The 20,745-nt window shown below is 53.8% G+C and carries 21 protein-coding genes; 8 read left to right on the top strand and 13 right to left on the bottom strand.

What is annotated here, in order from left to right; genetic code table 11:
• Positions 1 to 3 precede the first annotated feature (3 nt).
• The 9 genes from IPM50_13885 to IPM50_13845 form a co-directional block, all read right to left on the bottom strand.
• Positions 4 to 423 (bottom strand): Rrf2 family transcriptional regulator, encoded by a 420-nt coding sequence (locus IPM50_13885; GenBank protein ID QQS32729.1) that lies wholly within the window; start codon positions 421 to 423, stop codon positions 4 to 6.
• A 119-nt stretch (positions 424 to 542) separates the two neighbouring features.
• Positions 543 to 2,324 carry a transglycosylase SLT domain-containing protein gene (locus IPM50_13880; protein ID QQS32728.1) on the bottom strand — a complete coding sequence of 594 codons (1,782 nt, stop codon included), beginning with the start codon at positions 2,322 to 2,324 and terminating at the stop codon, positions 543 to 545.
• A 194-nt stretch (positions 2,325 to 2,518) separates the two neighbouring features.
• Entirely contained in the window at positions 2,519 to 4,882 is a 2,364-nt protein-coding gene (gene lon / locus IPM50_13875) for an endopeptidase La (protein QQS34533.1), read from the bottom strand.
• A gap of 114 nt (positions 4,883 to 4,996) precedes the next feature.
• The gene (gene nrdR, locus IPM50_13870; GenBank protein QQS32727.1) at positions 4,997 to 5,488 is read right to left on the bottom strand and encodes a transcriptional repressor NrdR; all 492 of its coding nucleotides are present in this window, start codon (positions 5,486 to 5,488) and stop codon (positions 4,997 to 4,999) included.
• Positions 5,489 to 5,541: 53 nt separating this feature from the next.
• Complete coding sequence (locus IPM50_13865) at positions 5,542 to 6,609, bottom strand: flippase-like domain-containing protein (protein QQS32726.1); 1,068 nt, start codon at positions 6,607 to 6,609, stop codon at positions 5,542 to 5,544.
• A gap of 101 nt (positions 6,610 to 6,710) precedes the next feature.
• Positions 6,711 to 7,130, bottom strand: a complete 420-nt coding sequence (locus IPM50_13860; GenBank protein ID QQS32725.1) for an arsenate reductase ArsC — start codon at positions 7,128 to 7,130, stop codon at positions 6,711 to 6,713.
• Between the two features lie 23 nt (positions 7,131 to 7,153).
• Positions 7,154 to 8,248 carry an ACR3 family arsenite efflux transporter gene (gene arsB, locus IPM50_13855; GenBank protein ID QQS32724.1) on the bottom strand — a complete coding sequence of 365 codons (1,095 nt, stop codon included), beginning with the start codon at positions 8,246 to 8,248 and terminating at the stop codon, positions 7,154 to 7,156.
• 15 nt (positions 8,249 to 8,263) lie between these two features.
• Complete coding sequence (locus IPM50_13850; protein QQS32723.1) at positions 8,264 to 8,455, bottom strand: hypothetical protein; 192 nt, start codon at positions 8,453 to 8,455, stop codon at positions 8,264 to 8,266.
• A gap of 14 nt (positions 8,456 to 8,469) precedes the next feature.
• A complete protein-coding gene (locus tag IPM50_13845) occupies positions 8,470 to 8,934 on the bottom strand; it encodes a VOC family protein (GenBank protein QQS32722.1) in 465 nt (154 codons plus the stop codon).
• 117 nt (positions 8,935 to 9,051) lie between these two features.
• Here IPM50_13845 and IPM50_13840 point away from each other — a divergent pair, with 117 nt between their 5' ends.
• The 7 genes from IPM50_13840 (at position 9,052) to IPM50_13810 (ending at position 15,288) form a co-directional block, all read left to right on the top strand.
• Positions 9,052 to 9,435: a metalloregulator ArsR/SmtB family transcription factor gene (locus IPM50_13840; protein ID QQS32721.1), complete on the top strand. Its 384-nt coding sequence runs from the start codon at positions 9,052 to 9,054 to the stop codon at positions 9,433 to 9,435.
• 128 nt (positions 9,436 to 9,563) lie between these two features.
• Positions 9,564 to 10,157, top strand: coding sequence for a sigma-70 family RNA polymerase sigma factor (locus IPM50_13835; protein QQS32720.1), 594 nt, complete (start codon positions 9,564 to 9,566; stop codon positions 10,155 to 10,157).
• 15 nt (positions 10,158 to 10,172) lie between these two features.
• Positions 10,173 to 10,958, top strand: a complete 786-nt coding sequence (locus IPM50_13830; protein QQS32719.1) for a zf-HC2 domain-containing protein — start codon at positions 10,173 to 10,175, stop codon at positions 10,956 to 10,958.
• Between the two features lie 120 nt (positions 10,959 to 11,078).
• Entirely contained in the window at positions 11,079 to 11,705 is a 627-nt protein-coding gene (locus IPM50_13825; GenBank protein QQS32718.1) for a hypothetical protein, read from the top strand.
• Between the two features lie 15 nt (positions 11,706 to 11,720).
• Positions 11,721 to 11,924 (top strand): hypothetical protein, encoded by a 204-nt coding sequence (locus IPM50_13820; protein ID QQS32717.1) that lies wholly within the window; start codon positions 11,721 to 11,723, stop codon positions 11,922 to 11,924.
• A gap of 273 nt (positions 11,925 to 12,197) precedes the next feature.
• Complete coding sequence (locus IPM50_13815) at positions 12,198 to 12,995, top strand: M23 family metallopeptidase (GenBank protein ID QQS32716.1); 798 nt, start codon at positions 12,198 to 12,200, stop codon at positions 12,993 to 12,995.
• A gap of 124 nt (positions 12,996 to 13,119) precedes the next feature.
• On the top strand, positions 13,120 to 15,288 hold the full coding sequence (locus IPM50_13810; GenBank protein QQS32715.1) for a S46 family peptidase: 2,169 nt from the start codon (positions 13,120 to 13,122) through the stop codon (positions 15,286 to 15,288).
• A gap of 99 nt (positions 15,289 to 15,387) precedes the next feature.
• Here the strand turns inward: IPM50_13810 and IPM50_13805 are convergent, their stop codons facing one another.
• A complete protein-coding gene (locus tag IPM50_13805; protein ID QQS32714.1) occupies positions 15,388 to 15,984 on the bottom strand; it encodes a cytochrome c3 family protein in 597 nt (198 codons plus the stop codon).
• A gap of 36 nt (positions 15,985 to 16,020) precedes the next feature.
• Positions 16,021 to 16,782, bottom strand: a complete 762-nt coding sequence (locus tag IPM50_13800) for a transglycosylase domain-containing protein (GenBank protein ID QQS32713.1) — start codon at positions 16,780 to 16,782, stop codon at positions 16,021 to 16,023.
• Between the two features lie 93 nt (positions 16,783 to 16,875).
• On the opposite strand from IPM50_13800, the gene IPM50_13795 reads away from it, so the two are divergent.
• The gene (locus tag IPM50_13795) at positions 16,876 to 18,171 is read left to right on the top strand and encodes a glucose-1-phosphate adenylyltransferase (protein ID QQS32712.1); all 1,296 of its coding nucleotides are present in this window, start codon (positions 16,876 to 16,878) and stop codon (positions 18,169 to 18,171) included.
• A 13-nt stretch (positions 18,172 to 18,184) separates the two neighbouring features.
• Here the strand turns inward: IPM50_13795 and IPM50_13790 are convergent, their stop codons facing one another.
• Together IPM50_13790 and chrA are read right to left on the bottom strand one after the other, a co-directional pair.
• The gene (locus IPM50_13790; GenBank protein QQS32711.1) at positions 18,185 to 19,399 is read right to left on the bottom strand and encodes a VWA domain-containing protein; all 1,215 of its coding nucleotides are present in this window, start codon (positions 19,397 to 19,399) and stop codon (positions 18,185 to 18,187) included.
• Positions 19,400 to 19,485: 86 nt separating this feature from the next.
• Positions 19,486 to 20,745, bottom strand: coding sequence for a chromate efflux transporter (gene chrA, locus IPM50_13785; GenBank protein QQS32710.1), 1,260 nt, complete (start codon positions 20,743 to 20,745; stop codon positions 19,486 to 19,488).

Genomic DNA, 20,745 nt, shown 5'->3' with positions numbered 1-20,745 from the left:
TACTTACACCGACCAAGCGTCCTTAAAACTGTTGTGCTCGACCATTGTCAGAATATCAGCAAGCGAATATTCGCCGAGCCGCTCGACGACCGACCTGTCGATCGCAGACTGCAGTTCGGAAAGCACCGACTCAATATTTCGCCCGATGGGACAATCGGGATTCGGCGTTCGTGCGTGCAGGGCAAACACCTTTCCGTCGCAGACTGCCTTGTATATATCGCAAAGCTGCAGCTCCTGTGGAGGCCGCGAAAGCCGAGTACCGCCTGCAGCTCCTGTTTGCGACCGAACCAGACCTGCCTCACGAAGCTGTCCAAGCAAACGCCGTATGACAACGGCATTCGTATTGACGCTCGCCGCGATACAATCGGACTTGACGTTCTCGTCGCCCGTCATCGCAAGATACGCGAGAACATGCAAAGCCATAGAAAATTGACTGTTTGCGGCCATCTGTAACAAGTATAGTTACATTTCAATATTCCGTCAAATCAAACAAAAAGGCCGATGCAGAGGCATCGGCCAAAATTGCTCAATTATTCGCCTGATCATTTAGCAGGTATTTTGATCTCGCGTCCGGCCGGAAGCACGGAGTTGGGCAGCAGGCCGTTGAATTTCGCAAGCTCGGTCGCATCAACGCCGTTGCGTTCGGCAACCTTACGAACGGTGTCGCCCGCCCTTGCTTTGACGGTCCTAACGCCCGGTGCCGCAGCAGGAGCCGGGGCATTGGTGGGACGCGTGAAGCTGGTCGCTGCGACGTTATTTCCGCGGACCGGAACGAATACCTTGCCCTGCGGCGTCCTCATTCCGGGATTGGCTGCCATCAACTCGGCAACGGGAACACCCGTCTTGTTGGAAATGGTCTGCCAAGTTTCGCCTGAAGCGGCATTCGCAAGGTTATTGTTATTAATGTTCGTCGCCGGCATTCTGCGGAAAACCGCTACGACCTCGTTGCCTTTGTTCAGCGGCACATTGATCACATAGGGCTCAGGCGGCGTCTGATTGGTCCGCAGATGCGGATTCAGATATCGAAGATACTGAACGGTGGTGTCGGACGCCTGCGCAATGATCGCGAGGTTAGTAGAAGGCGGAACGCGAACGCGGTCATAAACAAGCGGAGCCGCGGGACGAATATGTCCAAAGCCGTACTGCTGCGGATTATTCGCGATCAGGATCGTGGCGAGGATATTCGGAACGTAGTTGCGGGTTTCCTGCGGCAGAAAAGGATATGCCGCCCAGAAGTTAGCTACGCCTGCCCGTCTGATCGCTCGGTCAACGTTTCCTTCGCCGCAGTTGTAACCTGCCATGGCGAGTTCCCAATTGCCGCCGTAGCGGTTCGCGAGAAATTTAAGATAACGTGCCGAAGCTCGAGTTGCCTCTTCAAAGCTGTTGCGTTCGTCAACATATGCGGTCCTGCGAAGACCGTAGCGAGCTCCGGTTCCGGGGATGAACTGCCACAGCCCCGAAGCCGCCATGTGCGACATCGCGCTCGGCTTCCAAGCACTTTCAACCTGTCCGAGCCATGCGACGTTCTCAGGAACACCCTCTTCGCGAAAGATCCTGCGTGCCATACGCATGAACATCCCCGAACGGTACAGCCCGACTTCCATCGTTTTGCGGCCCCGGCCCTGATAGTAGTTGATGTACTGCTGGATCATCGGGTGGACCTGAAAGGAGAAGCCGAGTGAACGGTTAGCAACGGCCTGCTGGATGTAAACATACTGCTGCTGGGCAACAGGGTTGTTAACGTCCAATTCTTCAGGCGTCAGCTGAAGTTTCGAGAGCTCATCCAAAGGCGAGGGTTCAAATTCCTGTGTGTTGAATCCGACCCGTGCCTGCAGATCGCGAGGAACGGCTGTGCCGTTAGCTGCAACCGCTGTATTCGGCGTCTTGGAAAGAGCCGAACGAACAAGGCTGACCAGACGGTCGGCCTTTTCATTGCTAATATTCCAACCGCATGTCGCAACAAGGTTGCGGATCTGAGGAAGTTTGGTTTCAGACGGAAATTCGATTAGGTAAACGGTCTCGATCAGTTGGTTGTAGCAGCCCTGCAGGCGAGCCTCTTTTTGAATATTTATTGTAGAGTAAAGGAATGTTTCAACCGACTTGTTGAACTTCGCACCTGCCTCTGCAAAGTTGCCGTCCTCATATGCGAGCATACCTTCGTTGAAGGAACGTCCCGCATCTTCCAAGAGCTTGCGGATGTTGCTTTCCGCATTTCGCACCTCATTTGTGCGGGTTTCGCCGGTCACCTGTGCGAAGAGCGAAACGCTCAAAATACAGTAAACGGAGAGAAATGTAAGACTTGTCTTAAAAAAGCTTTTTATCATTATTTGACGTCAATTGGGCCGACGCAACTATATGCCCGGCATCCCGATGAGTAAGTTGGATGCCGTTATATTTCAACGAGCATGCATTGTTTTTGTTGCAAAAAACGAACGCATGCCGCTCCTATATTTCTAAAAGTTAGCACTTTCTTCTATACCAAGTCAAAACTTGAACTCAACGCGAAATCCGTAACCCCTTATTTTTTGGACGCTTTTGCCCTTTCGGACGGTCTTTTGCTGCTTAACAAAGCCGTTTCAAAGACCCGGACCACGTTGTCCACAAAAATAAAGTTCAAATCGTCGCGAACTTCCTGCGGAAGGTCGTCCAGATCGCGTCTGTTAGGCTCGGGCAATATCACGGTTTTGATCTTTGCACGCCTCGCAGCAAGCAGCTTTTCCTTGATGCCGCCGACTGGCAGGACATTCCCTCGAAGTGTGATCTCGCCGGTCATCGCCACGTCCTTTCGAACAGGCTTTTGCGACAACACAGATACCAAAGCGGTCGCCATCGTGATACCGGCACTCGGCCCGTCTTTTGGAATAGCACCTTCGGGAAGGTGAATATGAATGTCCGTCGTCTCAAAAACCTCAGGGTCGATACCCAGCGATTCCGCACGTGCCTTCGCATATGAAAAGGCTGCCTGAGCTGATTCCTGCATCACCTCGCCAAGCTGGCCGGTCAGTGTAAGCTTGCCCTTACCTTTTGTGCGGATCGCTTCGATGAACAGTATGTCGCCGCCGACGGCGGTCCACGCGAGTCCCGTCGCGGTGCCGATCTCGTCCTTTTTCAAGGCCTCTTCGTTGAAGACCTTTGGCGTACGCAGGTATTTCTTGAGATTTTCAACGGATATTCTGACGGGTTTGAACTTTTCCTCAAGTTCTGCACGTTCGCGTGCGACCTTGCGGCAGACCTTGCCGATCTCGCGTTCCAAATGACGCAGTCCTGCCTCGCGTGTATATTCGCTGACGATACGGGCGATCGCCTTCTGGTCGAATCGGATATCACGCTTTCTGAGGCCGTTTTCCTCGATCTGCTTCGGTATCAGATGACGCCGGGCGATCTGGACCTTTTCTTCTTCCGTATATCCGGAAAGAGTGATGATCTCCATTCGGTCGCGAAGTGCGGGCTGAATGGTGTCTAGCATATTCGCGGTCGTCATGAACATCACATTCGACAGATCGAACGTCACGCCGAGGTAATTGTCGCGAAAGGCGAAATTCTGTTCGGGATCGAGCACTTCCAGCAGGGCGCTCGACGGGTCGCCTCGAAAATCCGCTCCGACCTTGTCGATCTCGTCGAGCATTATCAAGGGATTATTCGTACCTGCCTGCTGAACCGCCTGAATGATGCGTCCGGGCATCGCACCGACGTATGTACGCCGATGGCCGCGTATTTCGGCTTCATCATGCAGTCCGCCCAGGCTCAAACGGACAAACTTCCGGTCGAGTGCCCTCGCGACAGAACGCCCCAGCGACGTTTTGCCCACGCCCGGCGGGCCGACCAGACAAAGTATCGATCCTCGCGGCTTCTTTCTGAGTTTTCTGACCGCGAGTGCCTCGATAATACGTTCTTTGACCCTTTCCAACCCGTAATGGTCCTCGTCAAGGATCTCCTGTGCCTTCATGAGGTCGAGATTGTCCTCGCTTGCCTCATCCCAAGGCAGATCGGCCATGATGTCGAGCCAATTTCGTAAGGTCGCGGTCTCAGCAGTATCGGGATGCATACGCTCGAGTTTTTTGAGCTGACGCAGTGCTTCCTGCTCTGCCGATTCGGGCATTCGGGCCTTTGCGATCTTTTCGCGGTACTGATCGATCTCTTCGGAAAGCTCATTTCCTTCGCCGAGTTCGTTCTGTATGGCGCGAAGCTGCTGCCGGAGGAAATATTCACGCTGTGACCGGTCTATGTCTGCCCGAGCCTGAGTGTTGATCTCCTGCTGGACGGTCAAAACGTCGATCTCCTTGTTAAGCAGATCGTTCACCCTATGCAGCCGGGCGATCGGGTCTTCGATGTCCAGAACGCTCTGAGCACTTTCGACCTTCAATTCCAGATTTGACGCGGCCAGGTCCGCAACACGTCCCGCGTCATCCAGGTTAGCAATGATCGCGAGAACTTCCGGCGAGATATTCTTCCCGAGCGAAGCGGCACGATCCATTGCACCGCGGACGTTCCTTATAAGCGCCTCCACCTCAAGCGTGTTATCAGGTGCGAGCGGTTCCGAAATTGGTGTAACTTTGGCTCGGATGTGGTCGCCGCCGGTCGAGACAGAATCGATTCGGCAGCGTGAAAGCCCTTGAATGAGAATTCGGATACGTCCGTCGGGCAGCTTGAGCATCCGCATGATTATAGCTACCGTGCCCACCTCGTAAAGGTCCTTTTTCTCTGGCTCTTCCTTGTTTACGTCACGCTGCGATACGAGTAGTATCATCCGGTCCTGACCGAGAGCCTTTTCGACGGCACCGATCGACCTGTCCCGCGAAACGAACAGCGGCACGATCATAAATGGGTAGATAACGATATCGCGAAGAGGCAGAACGGGCAGTTCCTCAGGGATCTGCATCATCGGCTCGATCGCGTCATTGTCAGCGAGTGTTACGGAAAAATCGTCCATCTCGACCATAAACTTTTATGGTATGGGAAAGGGCGGGAAAGGGCAAAGAAGCGAAAATCTCGCCTGCTACTTTTTCTTCTTCTTTTTTTCGGCAGCGGCAGCGGTGCGGGCACCGACGAGGGCTTTGAGTTCGCTCATGAATTCGGATACGTCTGCAAACTCAAGGTAAACCGAGGCAAAACGAACATAAGCGACCTTGTCCAGCGTTTTGAGACGGCGCATTATGATCTTTCCGATGTCAGTGGTGGGCAATTCGCGGTCGAGTGAATCGACCACATTGCGTTCGACCTCGTCGCAGATCTTTTCGAGCTGGCCGGTCGAGATGGGGCGTTTTTCTGATGCACGGAGCAATCCGGCCAGCACTTTGTCGCGGTCAAAAGGCTCGCGCTTCCCGTCCTTTTTGATGACCATGAACGGTATCTCGTCGATGCGTTCGTACGATGTGAAGCGGCGTCCGCAGCCGAGGCATTCGCGGCGGCGGCGGATAGAACCGCCGTCCTTCGCCTCGCGCGAATCAACGACCTTGTCTTCGATATGTGAACAGAAAGGACAACGCATAAGCAGTGGTCGGCGGTCAGTAAGCCTAAGACCAAAGAACAAATATCAATACCCTAATTTTCCGGAACAAAATCCGGCGAATCCGTCTCTATTTCGCGTTCGGCGTTCTCGCTGGAAAGCAGACTGCGGAAACGTTCAACGCTGATATCCCCGTGGAAGAAATAATATAACCCAAAAACTATAGCCGGCGCGAAGTAGACAAGGTGCATTACCAGCGCGACCGCTGCCGCGGTTTCGGTCGGAATGTCATTCTTCAAAAACAAAAGACTCGCACCGGTCGCCGCATGAAACGCTCCGGCGGCTCCGCCCGGCGTCGGGACGACCGAGCTGACCGTAGCAAATCCCATAATGAACAGCGAATCGCTGAACGTGAACGGAAGATCGAAAGCGAGCAGCACCAGCCAAGTCGGTATCGATATAGCGAACCAAAGGGCAAGCGTCCAGAACGTGACCCAAAAGAACTCGCGCCAGTCGCGCAGAATTCCCAGTGCAGATGCGAGCTGGCGCAGCAGGCTCAGAAAGATCTTCCTAATTCTGCCGGGGACCCAACGCCTGTCCGAGACGCGCTCGAACCATGAAATGACGCGGCCTGATATGCGCTGAAATATGAAAAGTGCGACGAACCCGCCGACCACGCCGGCCAACATTACGGCTCCCGCGACCTCTACGTACAAAAATTCCTCTTCGCGGCCGGGTTGCGGAACGAACCAAAGCAGATTTATGGAGAACAAAAAGACAAGCGCGGCAAAATCGAATATCCGTTCAAGCCCCAGCGTGACCACCGCCGCACTTGGCCTAACGCGTCTGTCCCGCATCGGCAGCCACATCGGCCGCACGATCTCGCCCATTCGTCCGATCAAAAAGATCGCGGTGAAACCGACCGTCGTTGTTGCGAACAGCTCACGCAGGCTCGAATCGGTGATCGGCTGCAGCAGCACTTTCCATCGGATGGCGCGGAGCAAATAGCCGAGACAAATGATCGCCGTCGCCACTCCTATATAAAAAAGATCGGCACGGCGAAGGCTCTGGCGAACCTCGGCCCAATCGAGGCCGCGGCCGAAGAACCAAAACAGAAACGCTGTGAACAGCAGCAGGAGTGTGAATTTTACGTATTTGCGCAAACCTATTTCATTGCGTGCAGAACGAACCGCATCGCCTCACTTCACAGAGTAAAGACGATACAGCATTTCGCAAGCTTTTTCTAAACGCGTCTGCGTCCGAACTATACGCTCGCGGCAAATTGGCGCAGCTTTTCTGCTATCTCATCGCGAATGCGGCGAAATTTGGCGAGTATTTCTTCGTCAGTTCCTGTCGCCGCGGCGGGGTCGTCGAAACTCCAATGCGTGCGTTTTGCGGTTCCCGGAAACATCGGACACGTTTCATTCGCATTGTCGCAGACGGTGATGACGTGATCGAACGGTGTGTCAAGAAACTCGTCGAGGCATTTCGAACGATGCCCTGAAATATCGATCCCAATTTCCCGCATCGCTTCGATCGCTTGTGGCCGGACAAAACTGGCTACGGTGCCGGCACTTTCCACCTCAAACCTGTTGCCGGCGATGTACCGCAACAGCCCTTCTGCCATTTGACTGCGCGCCGAGTTTCCTGTGCAGAGGATCAGTACCTTTGTTTTATCGCCCATAAGCTCCAACCTGTGTAACCATTTCACGATGCGATGCCGCCCGCTGACGCAGGCGGTTCTGACTCGGCACCAAAGTATTTTCGCCGGAAATAAAGTGCAACGTTGACCAGCCCGATCAGCACCGGAACCTCGACGAGCGGGCCGATCACGGCGGCGAATGCGACCCCTGAATTAATGCCGAAAACTGCCACCGCCACAGCAATGGCGAGTTCGAAATTATTGCTCGCCGCGGTGAACGAAAGAGTCGTGGTTTTTGAGTAATCCGCACCGACCTTGTGCCCCATATAAAAGCTGATGAGGAACATCACCACGAAATAGATAAGCAACGGTATCGCAATACGTACGACGTCGAACGGCAGTTCGACGATCAGATTGCCCTTCAGGCTGAACATCACGACGATGGTGAACAGCAATGCGATCAGCGTGATGGGGCTGATGCGCGGAATGAACTCTCGTTCGTACCATTCGCGGCCTTTTGTCTTTAGGAAAACAAGCCGAGTTACCATTCCCGCAAAGAACGGAATGCCCAGATAGATCAGGACGCTCTCAGCGATCTGCCATATCGAAATATCGACCTCGACGCCCTTCATGCCGAAATACGGCGGCAATACCGTAATGAAAACCCACGCGTAAACGCTATAAAAGAGCACCTGAAAAATACTGTTGAAAGCAACCAGACCTGCTACGTATTCGCTGTCGCCTTTCGCCAGTTCGTTCCAGACTATGACCATCGCAATGCAGCGTGCCAATCCGATCATGATCAGCCCGACCATGTATTCCGGCTGGTCGCGCAGGAAAATGATCGCCAGGGCGAACATCAATATCGGGCCGATGACCCAATTCTGTACGAGCGACAGGCCAAGTATCTTTGTGTTTCGAAAAACCTTCCCAAGTTCTTCGTAACGCACCTTTGCGAGCGGAGGGTACATCATCAGTATCAGGCCGATCGCGATCGGGATGTTCGTTGTGCCGACGTTGAAACGATTGATGACGCCCTCGACGCCCGGATAAAAATACCCCGCCGCGACGCCCAACAGCATCGCAGCGAGGATCCAAAGCGTCAGAAAGCGGTCGAGGAAAGACAGCCTTCCGACGGGTTTGCATTCAGTTGCCTGCATAGTCTCTCAAGGCGGTCATGCCGCGGCCTCGTCACAGCAATAAACCTCGCTTCGGTATTTGCCGGTCTTCGGGTCGCGTCTGAACACAACGACGCCCCATTCCCTTTCGAACAAGTTCTCACCCTCGCGGATGCATTCCATCGCGGCGGAACAGGCCCGATCGATGAGCATTTCACCGAAGCTTCGGCCTGAGAGCATATCACTCATCTTCGCTCCTCCTATCAGCAGCATGCCGCCGCCGGCTGTCCGGACGCTGACGGTGTCGTGACGCAGCACGCCGAATCCTCACTTTTCGCGACGGCGAGGTTGTCTTCGAGCACCGCGAAAACTTCCCATTCGTTTCCGTCGGGATCGCGGACCCACGATTTATCCTGCAATGCATAGCAGCACGTCGTCTGCATTTCATCAACCGGCGTGAGGCCGCGTTCCTTCCAGGTCTCGCGCATCGCGATCACGTCCTCGGTCGTGGCGACCTGAATGCCCATGTGCGACAGGGCGCCTTTGCCGGCGACGCTCACCTGATTCAGCGTGAAGTTCAGCGGCGGCTGATGTACGTCGAACTTTGCGTAGCCTTCGCGGACCTTGCTCGGTTCGATGCCGAACATCTTCTTGTAGAATTCGATGCTTGCAGGGACGTCGCTGACGTTGATTCCGACATGTGCTTTTAAGGTATTTATTGCGGTCATTTTAGTGTCTCCTTTTTAGAACTCAATTACGCATATCCGTAATTGTAAGTCTGAGCATAATGCGGAATAACATTTATGTCAAGCCATAAATGATATTGTGGTATAATTTTTTTCGCAATGGCCGGAAAGAATGTTTTTAAACTGGATGAGATATTCGCCGCACTGGCGGACAGGACGCGGCTTCGGCTTCTGAATCTGATGCGCGACGGCGAGGTTTGCGTGTGTTTTTTTGCCGAGACGCTGGGGACGAACAATCCTAAGATCTCGCGGCATCTCGCCTACTTGAAGCGCGCGGGACTTGTAAATAGCCGCCGCGAAGGAAAATGGGTGCATTACAGCCTTCGTAAACCTGAAAATGAAGGAGCCGCTGCCATCGTTGAGACCGCCCTGAAGGCGTTCGAGGCAGATGCGGAAATGCTTTCGGACCGCGAGAAGCTGACCTCGGTCTGCTGTGAACTGATGCCGACGCCCGTCGCGATCAGCCGTGCGGGCCGAAAATGACTTGAAAATGCCGAAAAAACGGCGGAACTTTTGTAATTTGGCTCTCGTAACAAGCTATTGACAAGGCGAAGTTTCGTGCTTTGTTGCTTTTGCTGCAGGCAAAAAAACGTTTCGGGAGATCAACTGATTTGGAAGCCATAAGAGCTGTGACCGAAATAGAAGGTGCGGAACTCGTCAGGCGTGCACGGGCAGGTGACGGCGCGGCGTGGGAGGACATTGTCTCGTCGTTCTCGCGGCGAATATTCAACCTCGCTTACCGTTTCACCTCGAATGTCGAAGCTGCCGAAGACCTGACACAGGACGTCTTCATCCGCGTTTACAGGTCACTCGAACAGTACGATGCAAAACAGGGCGATCTGGCTAATTGGCTGATGCGGCTTGCACGCAATTTGATAATCGACGATTACCGCCACCGCCAGCGCAATCCGCAGAATTCAATGGCAGATGCCGTTGACGATCATGAGTATCACCTGCGATCCGCCGGAACGACAGCACATCGAGAGATCGAGCGGAGAGAATTGGCAAATCAGGTGCAGGAAGGCATCAACAAGCTGCCGGTCGATCTGAGAACGTGTGTGATACTCCGCGATATTGAGGAACTGAGTTATCAAGAGATCGTTGATGTACTGAAAATACCGGAAGGTACGGTGAAATCGCGTATCAATCGCGGACGTATCGAATTGGCGAAAATATTGAAAAGGATGAGGGTCGTTAGTTTATAGGCAAGGGGTTTTGTAATGATAAATGAGCAGGCAAACATTTTTAATTGCTCGCAGTTCGAGGAGCTTTTGACCGATTATCTCGACAGGACGCTTGACGCCGGAGTTAATGGTCAGATCGCGTCTCACGCTATGAGCTGTCCGCTTTGCCACTCTCTACTCAATGACGTAAAGGACGCAATGCAGGAATGCCGCAGCATGCCGGTGCCTGCGATGCCGATGACCCGCCTCGAAGCTCGCATCCTGTCGATGACAGTGCCTAAGACCGCAATGAGCTGCGATGATTTTGAGAGTCATCTGACGGATTATTTGGACGGATTTCTGCCGGCAGCAGCATTTCACCGCTGGGAACGCCACGCGGCATTGTGCTCGAATTGCGAGGATCTGCCGGGCACGGTGGTGCGTTCGATCGCTGCGTGTTACACGTTCAAGGCGGAGGAACTTGAGGTTCCTGCGGGGCTGCATTCCAGAATTTTAGAAGCGACGATCGGAACCGCAGAAGCGGCTGAGGTCGTGCCTTCGTGGGGATCGAGAGCTGCTGAATGGGTTCGCGGACTGCGTTTCCCCGTCAGCATTCCCCAGCTCGCTCCGGTAGCGATGTTGATGGCGATCGCATTCTTGGTTTTTAGCCAGACCGTCTCGGCTGACGGCTCTATCGCGGGCGTCTATCAAAAGAGTTTTCAATTGGCGGAACAGACCTTTACCCAAACAGCGGATGTCTGGGGCGGCAACACACAAGTTGCATCGCCGTCCGGCGAGCCGATCTCAGGGACGACAACTATCAGCAACGACGGCGACAAATAAATGAATTGCACCTACCACACAAGCAATCCCGCGACCGTCAGCTGCAATTGCTGCGGCACACCGCTTTGCCCTGCTTGCGATCATAGGATCCGCGGCTTTCCTTTTTGCCAGGACTGCATCGTGTCCGGAGTTGAACTGCTTCGTTCGCAGAGGCCTTCGGAAAGCACGCCGTTCGTCGCAAAGAAGACCTCGCCCGCGGCCGCGACGCTCCTTTCGATGCTTTGCCCCGGCCTCGGAGCGGCTTACAACGGGCAAACGGTCAAGGCCGTCGTCCACTTTGCTGTATTCGTAGGTCTCTTTCAGATGGCGGTTTTAACGAGCGGAACGCCGCTCTTTGTGTTGGGCTTTATCGGGATGTGGTTCTTTGCCGCCCTTGACGCCTGGCGAACCGCACAGATGATACGTTCGGGCCTGACGCCGGACGTCGCGGACGACATCCTTGTGAAAAGATTCTCCGGCAATCCGAAACTCTGGGGCGGTGCTTTGGTAGTTTTGGGCTCGGCGTTCCTGCTGCAGCGGGTGATCGACCTGTCGTTCCTGATCCGCGGGATCTTGCCGGTAGCGTTGATATTCCTAGGAGTTTACGTTTTGAAGGGGCTGATCTTCAAGCCTTCGGCAAAAAATGATCCTATCAATGTCGGCAACACCGGCGGACTCACTTACGGGGCGGCCCCATTCAATGAGCCGACTGTATCGCATGCAAGTTTTGCCGACCGCACGCGTTCCGGCAGTTGGAAAGATGTATAATATCGGAGTAGTAGTATGTTAAACGCAGCATCAGTCGGCGGCAGTATCTTGGTTCTGATCGCCCTTTTCATCGCCCTCCTAAAGGCTCTCATCTCGTTCGTCGGCCTCGTTTCGTTCGCTATCAAGGCGATCATCGTCCTCGCATTCCTTTTGCTTTTCATATTCGTAGCAATGCAGGTATGGAAAGGAATGAAGGAAAAGAGCGGGAAATCTAAATAGACATTTCTTTTGTGAAACATTCGCCGGTCTTTGCCGGTTTGCTAATAACTCCGTTTTATGGTGTTATTTAGTATCCGCTTCATTTTGCATTATCGAATGAACGGAAGCTGAAGGGGAACTTTCTTTTCTCTTAGGCGAGAGTTTTTTCTCACAAATTTATAACTCTTGTCTGTTGGTTTCGCGTTAGTCGCTAGCGGCTTATCCATACGTGATTCCCCTCATCACAGCGCTGGAACTGTGGTGTGAGATCATTGCTAGGAGCTTTAAAGCATAATGCAGAAGAACGACAAGGCATACGCTTTTCTTTTAACACGCAAAAATAAGAACAGAATATTTATTAAACGGGTCGAGGTGTCTAAGAGCCTCGTCCATTTTGGCACTTTTGGAATAATTTTATCGTTGGTATTCACCTCCGCTGCACTTGCTCTCGGTACGGCTGCGGCAATTCCTGTTTTCGCGAAGGTCGTGAACGAGGGCCCCGCGGCAATGCAAATAGCGTTGATGAACGGCAAGGAATCTACAGAGTCCGTCGGGGCCGCGATCGAGGTTGGCGAGCTTGCTATCAACAGCGGCGGGCCGTTTGACGAGAATACGAACGATAACGAGTCTGATATCGAGGCTGGCATTCGCGAGGCAACGGAAATGCTGGAAGAAGCTTTCCTTCCCAATGCCTGGCCTGCGAATGGAAAGGTGAACAACGAGTTCGGTTTCCGCAGGAATCCTTTTGGCGGGCGCTCGTATGAGTTTCACGCAGGGCTGGACGTTGACGGCGAACGAGGCGATCCGATCTTAGCTCCCGGCGGCGGAACTGTTGTAAAGGCAGGCTATAGCGGCGGCTACGGTAATGTCATCGACATCGACCACGGCAATGGCGTTGTCACGCGTTACGGGCATCTTTCCAAGATCGAGGTCGCCGTGGGCGACACCGTCACTCGCGGCCAACAGATCGGACAGATCGGCTCGACGGGACGTTCTACGGGACCGCATCTGCATTACGAACTCCGAATAAACGACCGACCGACCGATCCGCGACGGCTTCTGCCGCCCGAGACGACCATTGTTGCAAATTAATTTACCATCGAACCTTTTTCGCACACGAGCCTTCTATTGAACGGCTCGTTTTTTTCTTGAACCTCATTGCTGATATCATCGTGATTTGCACTTCCAAATAAAATTCCTTGTAGGTCTAACAAATATGCATAATCGATCTAATCGCCTTATCACAGCGTTCGCCGTTTTCGCGATCGCTTTAACATCAATTTCTTCCGTCTTCGCCCGGTTCGACGAAGGAATGTTCGCCCCGGGACAGATCGGCTCGCTGCCGCTCAAAGCCAAGGGTCTGAAGATCAAACCGACAGATATTTACAATCCCGCAGGCGGCGGCCTGACGGATGCAGTTATCCGTCTCAGCATCGGCTGCAGTGCTGAGTTCGTTTCGCCTCAAGGGCTGATACTGACAAATCACCACTGTGCTTTTGACGCTCTGGTTTCGGCATCCACGCCCGAGAACGACCTCGTCGAAAACGGCTTTCGCACGGACAGCCGTGCGGGCGAGATACCCGCGAAAGGCTATTCGATATTCATCACCGAACGCAGCGAGGACGTCACGGCAAAGATCAAGGCGGGCACCGCGAATCTGAGCGGCGAAGCTCTTGCCGCGGCACTCAAAAAGAACACCGACGACCTGCTTGCAGCCGAGCAGGCAAAGGCTCCCGCCGGCTCGAATGTCCGCATCCAAATGCTGAACAGCGGTTTCTTTTATTTCCTCTATCAGACAAAGCAGATCAAGGACATCCGCGTCGTTTACGCACCGCCCAGGAACATCGGCGTATTCGGCGGCGATCCTGACAATTTCGAATGGACGCGTCACACCGGCGATTTCACGTTCCTGCGTGCGTACACTGCACCGGACGGCACTTCCGCCGACTATTCGGTGAACAACGTCCCGTACAAGCCGAAAAAACACCTCACCACGAGCATCGCGGGCGTGAAGGACGGTGATTTCGTTTTCGTGCTCGGCTATCCCGGCTCGACGACTCGCTATCGCGAAAGCTGGTCGATGAAGTATGCCCGCGACGCCAACTTCCCTTTCCTCGAACGCTGGCTTGACGCTCTGGGCAACAGCCTTCGCAAGGTCGGCGAATCTGACGAAGAAAAGCGTATCGCTCTGCAGTCCGACATCGCGAGTTTTGACAATTCGCGTAAGGCGTTCGGCGGCGGCCACTTGAGGCTGAAGCGTTCGCGTGTCGTTGAGATGCGTGAAGCTGAGGAAGCAAAGCTTGCTGCGTGGATCGCGGCAAATCCCGCTCGCCAGCAGAAATATGGGACGCTGCTTTCTGAATTGAAAGCCCTTTCCGAAGAATCCAACGCCGCTCAGATGCGTGACGTTATTATCCGGCGATTTCCGGACCCGAACTCGATGACGGTTCTCGGACTTGTGTTTCAGGGTATTGCAGCCAATCAGGTGCTTGACAACGAGAAGCGTGCCGCAAAGCTTGAAGAGGTCAAAAAGGCTTTCGAAGGCCGTGAGGCCGCTCACGAGTTGGAGATGCTGAAGTTCTTCTTCCGCGAATTCGACAATCTGCCTGCGGGTCAGAAGTTCAAGGCCGCAGAGGACCTTTTCGGCACGCTCAAAGGCAAAGCCCGCCGCGATGCTGAGGCTGAATTCGCGAATTCGATCGCTAACGGCTATTACGCCAATCCGGAACGCATCGCCGGGCTTTACGGCCCGCAGACGATGGACTTCAATCCGGAACGCGAGAAGATCAAGGATTTTGTCCGAGGCATCATCGCCGAGAGAAATGCGGTAAATGCCCGTTCGCAGAAGTTCGCTTCGCAGATCGACCGTCTGCGACTGCTTTATATGCAGGCATTGACGGAGATGAAAGGCGTAGCCACGGTTTACCCGGACGCGAACTCGACGCTGCGTTTCACGTACGGCCATGTGAAAGGCTATCAGTCGCGTGAGGCGGAATTCCGCTCGCCGCTGACAACAATGAAGGGAATGTTCGAAAAGGAGACGGGCATCAATCCGTGGGACGTTCCTGAAAAACTGCGTCAGCTCCACAATGCCCGCGATTTCGGTGCATACGGAACCGGTGATTCGGTTGTCGTGAATTTCATCTCAACCACCGACATCATCGGCGGAAACAGCGGCAGTCCGATCCTGGACGCGAACGGCCATCTTGTCGGCGTCTGCTTTGACGGGAACTATGAAGGACTCGGCAACGATTTCTACTATGACCCCGAAAAGAACCGCACGATCTCTGTCGATATCCGCTATGTGCTTTTCGTTACTGAGAAATTCGGCAACGCGAAGTGGGTGGTTGATGAGATGACGATCGTCGGAGGCAAGAAGAAGTAGTAGTTCGCTTTTTCTGTCATCACATTAAAAAAGAGCGTCGCAAATGTTTCGCGACGCTCTTTTTCTTCTACTCCTCTACTCCCTTCCTCCTCTGTAGGCCTAAGTTCCTTTCTTATGGCACATGACGCACTGCATCGCGGTCGGTGCTTTAGACTGAGGATGTGTCTTTTTGTATTCGGTATGGCAGCCGGCACACGCTCGATGCATCGCCTGCTGATTGTTCAGAGATATCATCGCAGCGCTCGATTCATGCTTGATCTCGGGTATCTTTTCAAGCAGTTTCGGCTTTTCGCCCGCGGGAGCATGACAGTCGGCACATTTAGCAACGCCGGCTGCTGCGGGCTCTTTGGCGAAAAGGTCTGCCGTCAATGTGGTCGTCCGGTCGGCAGGCCAGGCTGTCTTTAGCGGAGGATGTTTGGCAATTTCAGAAGCCGGACGTGCCGCGTGATGACATTCCGTACAGCCGATCGGTCCCGTGCCCGAAATGCTGTAGGTGCCGCCGTTGTGGCTGACATGGTCAAAACGAACGCCGCCGAGCTTCGAGCCTTTACCAAGTATAACGACGCCCGGCATCTTAACGTCGTCCTGAACATCAGGCCAGACGTTCGAATTATGCCGGGTCACGTCAAAAAGGGACGTTGACAGGCCGACCGTTGCAACGCAGACCATTACTGCAAATAGGGCTATTACTTTCATTTATCGTTCTCTTCTAATTCAATTATGCACCACTTGTCAATACGCAAGTTTGACGGAATTCATATATTTCATCAGCACACGCTGCCGGCGGACGACACGTTTGCGGTTCTTTTGCGGGTTGAACACGTTCAACGGGCTAGGAACCATCGCGGCGAGGAACGCCGCTTCGTCGCGGGTCAGATTCGACGCGCTCTTGTTAAAATACGTCCGAGCAGCCGCCTCGGCACCATAAACGCCGTCGCCCCATTCGATGACGTTAAGGTACAGTTCTAAGATGCGCTTTTTCGAGAGATTTCGTTCCAAAAAGTAGGTGTAGACCGCTTCGCGGCCTTTTCGGAGGAAGTTGCGGTCTTCTGAAAGGAAGAGATTCTTCGCCAGCTGCTGTGTTATTGTCGAAGCCCCGCGTCTGAATGACGGCATTGTAGGTATCCAGCTGTTCGGGTCAAAGTCGCCCTCGGTCTTTGCCTCGCGTTCGCCTTCTTTCACTGCCTCGTCCCACGCCTTTTGTATCGCATCCCAGTCAAAACCGTTATGTTCGAAAAACCTCGCATCCTCGCCCGCGATCACGGCACGCTGCAGGTTCGGGCTGATCTGCTCCATCGGCATCCAGATCATGAACTTACGTGGTTCGCGGCCTTCGGCGGCGGCCTCTTGAAGGCGGTTTTCGATGAATGAGGTCGTCGTCGGATTGTCCGCCCGAAGAGAAGAGATCGATGGAAATGTGATCACCTCGAACAGCAGCCAGATCGCAATGCCGCCGACAAAGATCAATGAAAGAGTTCTGACGAATTTCCACATTCGGTTAGTAAATCGTGAATTGTAAGCCGCGATTAGTCAAGGCCTACCTGCTTTCCTTGACTATTCACTTGCCACTATTCACTATTCACTATTATGGGGCGATACGACAACGTTGTAACGGTGATATTGGGCGGCGGAGCCGGCTCACGTTTGTTTCCGCTGACGCGGGAAAGGTCAAAGCCGGCGGTTCCGCTTGGCGGGACGTATCGCCTGATCGACGTTCCTGTTTCGAACTGCATCAACTCCGATCTGACGCAGATATTCGTCCTCACACAGTTCAATTCGGCGTCGTTAAATCGTCATATTTCTAGAACTTACAGATTTTCGCGTTTTTCGACCGGTTTTGTTGAGGTGCTTGCGGCCGAGCAAACCAAGGAACATCCCGATTGGTTTCAGGGCACCGCCGACGCCGTCAGGCAGATGCTGCCGCACATTCAGGATCTGAAGGTCGATACACTCCTGATCCTCTCAGGCGACCACCTTTACAGGATGGACTATCGCAAATTCCTAAAGCGGCACACCGAATCCGGTGCGGACGTTACAATCTCGGTAGTTCCATGCCGTGAAGAAGAGGCGGAAGGCTTTGGTCTGCTGAAAACCAATGCTGATGGCGAGATCGTCGAGTTTCGCGAAAAGCCGACCGGCGATGCCCTTCGCGAGATGCGGGTTGACACAACAAATTTCGGCCTTTCAGCCGCCGAAGCCATCAACCGGCCATATCTGGCGTCGATGGGCATATATGTTTTTGACGTGAAGAAGCTCGTCGATCTGTTGAAAACCGACAACTCGTGGGTCGATTTCGGGCGGGAGATCATTCCCGCGGCAATAGACCAATACCGCGTTGTCGCGAATTTATTCAAGGACTATTGGGAAGACATCGGAACGATCAAGGCATTCTACGAGGCGAATCTCGATCTGGCGACGCCGCTGCCGCGATTCAACTTCTTTGACACTACCGCACCGATCTATACACGCAGCCGTTATCTACCGCCGTCAAAGCTTCACGACTGTGATATCGACGATTCGATGGTCTCAGAAGGCTGTATCCTGAACGGCGTAAAGGTTCGACGTTCGATCATTGGGCTTAGAAGCCGAATCGACAACGGCGTCGAAGTGGACAGCTCGATCGTCATGGGCTCTGATCTTTTTGAATCGCTGGGCGAGATCGAAACCAATATGCGGCTGAAACGTCCGCACATCGGCATTGGGACGAACTGCGTGATTCAAAAGGCGATACTCGACAAGAACGTCCGTATCGGCAGCAACGTTAAGCTGATAAATCGAGAGAATATTGAGAACTACGATGCACCTGACGGCTCTATCTATATTCGCGACGGCATCATCATAGTGCCTAAAAATGCCGTCATCGCTGACGGCACTGAGATCTGAGTTCGCTGCGATCCTATTTTGACGCGCTGTTTCCGTGACGTCCCACGATATAGCTGTTCTTTGCACGAACGCTCACGCCGGGACGCATAACACGAATGCGGATCTGCTTCCGTTCGCCGGGCTGGCCGACGTTCTCAGGATAATAGCCGATCGAATACTGGCGTCTGAGCTCCTCTGCAATGCCCGTGAACGCTGCGTCCACATTAATCAGTGAATCTGCCTCAAACTTTCTGCCGCCGCTGTTTTGAGAGATCGCTTCCAGGTATTCGCGGCCTTTTTCATATTCAGCACGCGTATTTCCGCGGCCGCCGCCTCCCGTACCGATATTAACGCCGCCGCCAAGGATGATAGATGCCAGAATATCGCCCATTGAGACCCTTCCGCTCGGGCGGCGGGTCGTTGGCGGTGGATATCCTCCGCCTCCTCCTCGGCCGGCCATATAGTCAGATGTGTCGTAACGAACGGTGTAAAAAAGAGCGTCGATCTCTTCGGTTGCTCGGATCGTGCTCTCGTAGGTCGCCCTTCGCGACGTAGTATCGACACCATCGCTGAATATGACCACAGCTTTTCGCCCCTCAACCTGGCTGAGGTGACGGTTGATGACCTGATCGACCGCTTCGTACAGACTGGTCCCGTCGCCGAACCTTGCCTGCCTGATCGCGTTCCTGAGAACGTTGCGGTCGTTCGTGAATGGTGTCAGAACCCTGACGTTCTGATCGAACGAGACCACCATGATGCGGTCGCCGGGGCGGAGTTTCTCTACGAATGTGATCGCTGAGCTCTGGATCTCTTCGATCCGGAATTGCGTCGAAGGCGACGTATCGATCATCAGGACAACCGAAAATGGCTGCTCTACCGACTGAAAATACTCGATCTTCTGTTCAACTCCGTTCTCGAAGATCTTAAAATCACGCTGCTGCAGCCCGCTGATAAAACGCCCGTCCTTATCCAGCACCGAGACAGGCATCGCGACCAGATTCGTTTCGACGCGGATCACGCCATCGTCATCATCTTCAACCGGCTCGACCGTAGGAGCAGGCGATGGATTTCCGCTGCGCCCGCCAAGCACGGGCGGAGCGGACGGCTGTCTGCTGTCATTGGTATCGTTCTGGAGAACCGGAGGCGGCGGCGTAATGACTACACGCGGACGCGTTGTGCGGTCGTTCTGAGCCATCAACGCCACTGCCGCGAACGCGAACAGGGCAATTCCTGTGAAATATCTCTTCATGTGTACACACTCACTACGCCTGAACTCAGATCTCGAGCGAAATCTGTCGTTAAGATGCCTGGTAGTAGCGCGAGTTGCCATTTTATTTAGCCTACAAAAAGATGTTTCAGCAGTCTGATCGCTCCGCCTGCGATCACGACGATAACAACATCGACCTTAAAAAAGAACAATGCAACAAAAGCAGCTACAGCGGCGGCGGCCGCAAAGAAGTTCAACTGATGATCCTGCCAGACCACGGCTGCACCAAAAACCACTGAAAGGTTCAGTATAACGCCGACAACCGCCGCCGTCACAAACCCGAGCGCACCGCTCAAACGTGAATTCCGGCTTATCTTTTCAAGATACGGCCCTGCACCGAATATAAAAAGGAACGACGGCAGAAAGGTAGCGAACGTAACCAGAAGAGCGCAGGCCACGGCAAAGAACGTTTGATCGAAATTGCCCGCGTTTTGCCAACCGGTCATAAACCCGACGAATTGCAGCACCATTATCAGCGGCCCGGGCGTTGTTTCTGCCAAGGCAAGTCCATCGACCGCCTGGACCGAGGTTATCCAACCGGCACCGACCGCTGCCTGATTAACATACGCCAAAACAGCATATGCTCCGCCAAACGTCACAAATGCAGCCTGTGTGAAGAACAAATACAGCTTCGTCGCGACGCTCTCGCGGCCAAATATAACTAGCGATGCCGCAAGCGGAATAAGCCAGCAGAGAAAGCAGGCGAGCGCGACCCTAATGAAGTGAAAGCGGCCTGTCGGCATTGCTGGTTCGCCCACAGTCTCGGCTACCTTGGCGGAATTCCGGCTTGCGAAAAGGCCGAATAGTAATGCCGCTAAGACAATAAGCGGGAACGGCACGTTCAAGAATTGAACGCCGACAAACGCAAAGATCGCGATGGCAAAATGCATCGCCGTTATCAGCGATCTATTGCCGATCTTTATGACGGCCTCAACGACAATGGCGACGACGACCGGTTTGAAACCGTCAAGCACTGCGGCGACCTCGCTGACTGTTCCATACCGTGCATACACGAATGAAAGGATCAGAAGCAGGAAGGCCGAGGGAACAACGAACATCGCACCCGCCGCGATCCCGCCCTTTATCTTGTGCAGCCGCCACCCGATATAGGTCGCAAGCTGTTGTGCCTCCGGTCCCGGAAGCAGCATGCAGAAATTCAGCGCGTTCAGAAAGCTCTTGTCGTCGATCCAGCCGCGGCGTTCGACCAGCTCTTTGTGCATTATCGCGATCTGGCCGGCCGGCCCGCCGAAAGAGATGAAGCCGAGTTTTATCCAGAACCTGAGAGCGTCCCTGAATGACACGTCGAGCTTGTGATCGCCAACTTCCAT

This window comes from Acidobacteriota bacterium (assembly GCA_016700075.1).
Classification (GTDB): Bacteria; Acidobacteriota; Blastocatellia; order Pyrinomonadales; family Pyrinomonadaceae; genus OLB17.
Note: the sequence above shows the minus strand (reverse complement) of the source record. Positions and strands in the feature narration are given on the sequence as shown.

Excerpts from the sequence above, each read along its gene's own strand:
- IPM50_13880 (QQS32728.1), bottom strand. The coding sequence starts at position 2,324 with ATGATAAAAAGCTTTTTTAAGACAAGTCTTACATTTCTCTCCGTTTAC.
- lon (QQS34533.1), bottom strand. The coding sequence starts at position 4,882 with ATGATGCAGATCCCTGAGGAACTGCCCGTTCTGCCTCTTCGCGATATC.
- IPM50_13795 (QQS32712.1), top strand. The coding sequence starts at position 16,876 with ATGGGGCGATACGACAACGTTGTAACGGTGATATTGGGCGGCGGAGCC.
- nrdR (QQS32727.1), bottom strand. The coding sequence starts at position 5,488 with ATGCGTTGTCCTTTCTGTTCACATATCGAAGACAAGGTCGTTGATTCG.
- IPM50_13885 (QQS32729.1), bottom strand. The coding sequence starts at position 423 with ATGGCTTTGCATGTTCTCGCGTATCTTGCGATGACGGGCGACGAGAAC.
- IPM50_13830 (QQS32719.1), top strand. The coding sequence starts at position 10,173 with ATGATAAATGAGCAGGCAAACATTTTTAATTGCTCGCAGTTCGAGGAG.
- IPM50_13790 (QQS32711.1), bottom strand. The coding sequence starts at position 19,399 with ATGAAGAGATATTTCACAGGAATTGCCCTGTTCGCGTTCGCGGCAGTG.
- IPM50_13800 (QQS32713.1), bottom strand. The coding sequence starts at position 16,782 with ATGTGGAAATTCGTCAGAACTCTTTCATTGATCTTTGTCGGCGGCATT.
- IPM50_13840 (QQS32721.1), top strand. The coding sequence starts at position 9,052 with ATGGCCGGAAAGAATGTTTTTAAACTGGATGAGATATTCGCCGCACTG.
- chrA (QQS32710.1), bottom strand. The coding sequence starts at position 20,745 with ATGGAAGTTGGCGATCACAAGCTCGACGTGTCATTCAGGGACGCTCTC.
- arsB (QQS32724.1), bottom strand. The coding sequence starts at position 8,248 with ATGCAGGCAACTGAATGCAAACCCGTCGGAAGGCTGTCTTTCCTCGAC.
- IPM50_13820 (QQS32717.1), top strand. The coding sequence starts at position 11,721 with ATGTTAAACGCAGCATCAGTCGGCGGCAGTATCTTGGTTCTGATCGCC.
- IPM50_13845 (QQS32722.1), bottom strand. The coding sequence starts at position 8,934 with ATGACCGCAATAAATACCTTAAAAGCACATGTCGGAATCAACGTCAGC.
- IPM50_13805 (QQS32714.1), bottom strand. The coding sequence starts at position 15,984 with ATGAAAGTAATAGCCCTATTTGCAGTAATGGTCTGCGTTGCAACGGTC.
- IPM50_13815 (QQS32716.1), top strand. The coding sequence starts at position 12,198 with ATGCAGAAGAACGACAAGGCATACGCTTTTCTTTTAACACGCAAAAAT.
- IPM50_13810 (QQS32715.1), top strand. The coding sequence starts at position 13,120 with ATGCATAATCGATCTAATCGCCTTATCACAGCGTTCGCCGTTTTCGCG.
- IPM50_13850 (QQS32723.1), bottom strand. The coding sequence starts at position 8,455 with ATGAGTGATATGCTCTCAGGCCGAAGCTTCGGTGAAATGCTCATCGAT.
- IPM50_13860 (QQS32725.1), bottom strand. The coding sequence starts at position 7,130 with ATGGGCGATAAAACAAAGGTACTGATCCTCTGCACAGGAAACTCGGCG.